This window comes from Flavivirga sp. 57AJ16 (genome assembly GCF_028736925.1).
Taxonomy (GTDB): Bacteria; Bacteroidota; Bacteroidia; order Flavobacteriales; family Flavobacteriaceae; genus Flavivirga.
Map to the genome: position 1 here is coordinate 1 of NZ_JAQZAT010000035.1, position 4,962 is coordinate 4,962.

The 4,962-nt window shown below is 68.3% G+C and carries 2 protein-coding genes; both read right to left on the reverse strand.

The features are described 5' to 3' along the window. Window positions 1–6 precede the first annotated feature (6 nt). Entirely contained in the window at window positions 7–1,428 is a 1,422-nt protein-coding gene (locus PQO00_RS20145) for a RagB/SusD family nutrient uptake outer membrane protein (protein ID WP_274186655.1), read from the reverse strand. 39 nt (window positions 1,429–1,467) lie between these two features. After that, window positions 1,468–4,722 (reverse strand): SusC/RagA family TonB-linked outer membrane protein, encoded by a 3,255-nt coding sequence (locus PQO00_RS20150; RefSeq protein WP_274186656.1) that lies wholly within the window; start codon window positions 4,720–4,722, stop codon window positions 1,468–1,470. Between the last annotated feature and the right edge of the window lie 240 nt (window positions 4,723–4,962).

Sequence of the window (4,962 nt, forward strand, 5' to 3'; positions counted from 1 at the left end):
CAGCATTCAATACCCAGGATTCTGGGGCAAGAGGTTGGGGTTGAGTTCGAGCTCTGTACGGGGCAGCGGCAGCAGTATGTGGTGGTCCCTCCAATTGGGCTTGATGGGCCCGAGCGCCCCGGCGGCCCTTCCCGTGCGCCTTAGGTCGAACCACCGTTGCCCCTGCTCGGTAAAGAGCTCCACGCGTCGCTCCCTCAGGATGGCCCCCAGCAGCCCGTCGAAGGCAAGGGCCGGTGTGCCCCCCAGTCCGGCCCGGGCCCTGACGGCGTCAATATCGGCCCTTGCCCCTTGGAGGTCCCCCGTCCGCGCCCGCGCCTCCGCGCGGACCAGGTACATCTCCGCCAGTCGGAGCTGCACCGAATATTCCACTGAGGCACCGGTACTTCCCGCCTGCCTGTACTTGAAGGCGTGGTACCAGGTGCCCGCGGCGCCCGCGACCTCCCTTACCCAGGCGTCCCGTCGCCGGTCGCCGGGCTCGAACGCGTCCAGCAGGGCGCCGGCCAGTGCTATGTTCAGCGGGGGCACGGCGTTGAATATGAACTGTGCCCCCTCCCTGGTGTTCTCGCCCCGGGCGTTCGGCGCGAACTGCCAGATGGTGCCGGGGGCGTCCTTCAGGAAGGCGCCCTCCAGGTCGGGGTCCAGGGGCCCGAACGCCGAGATGGCCCGGTCCGCCGCGGCCCCCGCCAGTGCCCACTGCTCGGCGTACAGGTGGGCCCGTGCCAGTACCGCTGCGGCTGCGGCGGCACTGGGGCGTATGCGCTCCCCGGGCGGTGCACCGCCCGGCAGGAGGCCCTCGGCCCGTTCCAGGTCGGCTATGGCGCGGCCGTATACCTGTGCCCGCGGCATGCGCCCGACGGCCCTGTTGTCCGCATAGTCCGTGCCCGTAACATAGGGGACGTCCCCGAAGAGCCCCGCGAGCAGCAGGTGCAGGTAGGCCCTTGCGAAGAGGGCCTCCCCCGTAAACCGGTCCCGGTCCCCCTGGGCCAGGGCCGCCGATCCCCCGACGCCCTCGATGACGGCATTGGCCGTATAGACCTGGGCATAGGCGCCGTTCCAGAAGCCCTCCGCGATGGGGTCGTCCGGCCCCACCGTATGGCCGTGGTAGTCCCCCAGGGCGCTCCCCCCGCCCTGGGGGTAGTGGTCCAGCTCGTCGGCGTACAGCCCCATGGCGACGCTCAGCCCGTCTCCGGAGAGCATCCCGGAGGTGCGCATCCGGTAATAGACGCCGTTGAGGGCGGACTCGGCCATGGCCGAGTCCTCGAAGATCGGCCCCGCCGAGGGCCGGTCCCCGGGCGGGCGGGCCTCCACAAAGTCCGTACAGGCCGCCAGGCACCCCGCCACGAGGGCCAGGCACAGCGGCCTCCATTTCCCGAGGGCCGGTGCAGGGGCCCATCGGCGCGATATCTTCTCTCTGTCTGTAAATCTCATAGGCATACGTTTTTCAATCGTTTTCAATCAGGATCAATGTCAAAGGCCCAGCCGTACCCCCAGGGCAAGGCTCCTCAGTACGGGGAGCGCCGAGGCCGTAAAATGTTCGGGGTCCGCACCCCGGGACCTGGTGAGGGTGAGCAGGTTCTGCCCCTGCAGGTAGATACTGGCCTCGATCCCGGGAACGGCCCCCTTGGGCAGGGCGTACCCCAGGAAGAGGTTCCTTAGCCGGACGAAGGAGGTATCGGTGTACCGCGCGCTGCTATCGGCATAGTTCCGGAAGGCGGCGACCGCCCCAGGGCCCTGGGGCCCGAGGCCCATGGTATAGCGCTGTGCCGGCCCCCCGTCGCCGGGCCGCTGCCAGCGCCCCAGTACGGACACGTGCTGGTTGGAAAGGATCCCCGGGTAGTCCGGGCCGTGGGAGACACGGGCGCCCCGCTGTTTCTTGAACTGGAGGAAGACCTCCAGGCTCAGGGGCCCGTACTCGAGGCTGTTGCCCAGCCCGCCATGGAGCCCTGGGGCGGTATCCTCTATCCATTGGCGGTCCTCCGGGCCGATCCCGCCGTCCCCGCTGTAGTCCTCGAACGTGTAGGTGCCCGTGGCGGGGTCGACGCCGGTCATGTGGTAGAGCTTCCTGATGTCCAGGGACCGCCCCACCTCGTACCGGTCCGCAAGGGGGGAGCGCTCCAGCCCGTCGAACCTTGCGAGCCTGTTCCTGGGGGCCGAGATGTTGAGGGCCGTGGTCCACTTGAAGCGGGCGCCCCGGACGTTTACGGACCGCAGGTCGATCTCGATCCCGGTATTCTCCACCGTGGCGCCAAAATTGGCGGTCACCGAACCGAATCCCGTGGTCCCTGGCAGGGGGACCTCCAGCAGCTGGTCCGAGGAGCGGTTGCGGTACCAGGCGACCTCGAGCAGCACGCGGTCCCCGAAAAGGCCCAGTTCCAGGGCGGCCTCGAACTTCTTGGTCTCCTCCCAGCCAAAGGCCGGGTTGAACGGGCTGGTGGGCAGGAGCACCGGCCCGCCGTAGTCCGCGCTGCCCGGGGCCGTATAGGAGCGGTAGAACCCGTGGTCCCCTATATTGTCGCTGCCCGTGACCCCGTAGCTGGCACGGAGCTTGCCGTGGCTCAAGGGCCCCCGGTCCCCCAGGAAGGCGGCCCTGGAAAAGATCCAGGCGGCCCCTATGGCCCCGAAATCGCCGAACTGCCTGCCCGGCCCGAACCGGCTGGAGCCGTCGCGCCGCCCGGTGAAGTTCACGATGTACCTTCCCGCCCACTTGATGTTCAGCCTTCCGAACACGGCCTGGTAGCTGTACCTGGACCCCTGGTCCGCCACCTGCGTGACCCTGTCGGCCGCGGACATGTCCAGGATCCGGCCGTTGTCGGGGAAGCCCTCCCCGTGCGCACTGGCCCGGTGGGTCAGGCGCCGCTGGAAGGTGGCCCCGGCCAGGACGCCGAGCTCCACGTTGCCCCAGCCCTTCCGCCACTCGAGCTGCGGCTCCACGTTCCAGGAGAGGCGCCCGGCCTCGCCCGTAAGGAGGGAGGACCCGGTGGCGCTGGTGAGCCCGTAGGCCGGGTTGAACCTTGTGTGCGGGGTGGCCCTGTGCTCCCTCTTGCGGTAGTCCACAAGGCCCAGGCCCGCCCTGAGCTCCAGGGCCGGCACGGGCCGGTAGGAGACCGATGTGCTCAGCAGGAGGTTCCTGCTCCTTGCCCGGTAGCCGCCCTCGAGCAGCGCCAGCGGGTTGTCGGCCACGGTCCACCCGTCCCAGTTCAGGCCGCCGTCCGCGCCGCGGAGCGCCGGGGCGTTGGGAGGGAGCCCATAGGCCTGCTGGGTGAGCCGCCCCAGGGGGAGGCGGTTGTCGTCCGCGGCATAGTTCGCCAGGAGGTCCGCCCGGAGGCGCCCGTCCGGCGAGCGGTGGCTGATGCTGCCCTGCAGGGAGGCCCTCCCGTACCTGGAGTCCCCGGGGAGCACCGTGGTCTCGCCATGGTAGCTGCCCCCGATCAGGAACCGCGTCCGCTCGCTGCCGCCCGAAAGGGACAGCCGCCCCGTGCTGCGGTGGGCGGTCCCCCCGATGAGCACCTCCTGCCAGTCCGTATAGCGGTCCGGGGCCCACTCGAACAGGTCGGGCATGGCGGGCCTCAGGGCGGGGGGCACCGTCCCGGGCGTGAGCCCGTCGTTGGCGAGTGCCTCCAGCCGCATCTCCAGGTACTGCCCCGTGCCCAACAGGTCCACAAAGCGCGGCACGGCCGCCACGCCCGTGGAGGCACCGACCTCCAGGCGCGCCTTCCCCGGCCGCCCCCTCCTGGTGGCGATGAGCACCACCCCGTTGGCACCGCGGGAACCGTAGATGGCCGTGGCGTCCGCATCCTTGAGCACCTCTATGCTCTCGATATCGGAAGGGGCGATCAGGTTCAGCGGGCTCTCCCCGGGCAGGACGGTATTGACCAGGGGGAAGGACAGCGACTCGGCGCTATAGGGCACGCCGTCCACGACATACAGCGGTTCGCCGGCATTTATAAAGTTCTTGCCGCGCACCTCTATCCTGAAGCCGCCGCCGGGGAGCCCGGTATCCTGGACGATGTTGACACCGGGGACACGGCCGTTCATGGCCGCCAGTGGGTTGGATACGGGCTGCCCCGCTATGGCGCCGGCGCCCAGCCTGTAGACGTTCCCCGGGTTCTCCTGCCGGGACCTCTTGTAATAGTTCCCCACGATCTCCACGGCGCCCAGTTCCTCGACGGTCCCCTCGAGGGACACGTCGATGTGCGCCCGGCCGCCCACGGCGACCTCCCGGGGCCTGAAGCCCAGTGAGGAGAGCTCCAGGACGGCCCCGTGGCGGGCCACGGTGATGGCGAAACGGCCCTCCAGGTCGGTCGCGGTCCCCCTGCCCGAGCCCTTTACCAGAACGGCGGCGCCCGGTACGGGCCGGCCCTCCCCGTCACGGACGGTACCGGAAAGCCTGAGACCGCCGCCCCTGACGGCGCCCTCCTTGCCCTTGATGACAATGGTGTTGTTCTCTGTTACGATGATGTCAAGCTCCCCGGCCGGGAGGCCCAGGGCCAATAGCTCCCTGATGCTGAAGACGCCCTTTTCGAGCACTACCCCGGGACGGCCCGCGAACAGCTCCCTGTTGTAGATGAACGAGTAGCCGGTCTGTCGGTTGATGATATCGAACATCTCGCCGACGGGCACGGTCCTGGTCGAATCTATGGAGACCTTTGCGCCCTGGGCGCACGAACAGTTCGGCAGCAGGCCGGAGAGCGCTATGCAAAGCAGGAATATGGGATTCTTCATATAACTTAGAGAGTGTTCTTAAAGAAGAACAAGTTAGTTTAATTTCCGTGATCTGGCCGCCCTTGCCCGGATGTTTTTTTGGCCGGGCGATAAACGGCAAAAAGGGGGAGCGCAGTCCCGTACCGTCCCGGCACGGGCTGCGTTCCTCCTTGTATATTTTTTAAAACGGGCCCGTCCTAACGGCCGTCCCGTTCGTTCCTTACCTTACTTTCATGCCGCCCTGCAAGGGCACTGCCCGTA

Bases quoted from the DNA above. Each gene is read 5' to 3' on its own strand.
- PQO00_RS20145 (WP_274186655.1), bottom strand. From the start codon at position 1,428: ATGAGATTTACAGACAGAGAGAAGATATCGCGCCGATGGGCCCCTGCA.
- PQO00_RS20150 (WP_274186656.1), bottom strand. From the start codon at position 4,722: ATGAAGAATCCCATATTCCTGCTTTGCATAGCGCTCTCCGGCCTGCTG.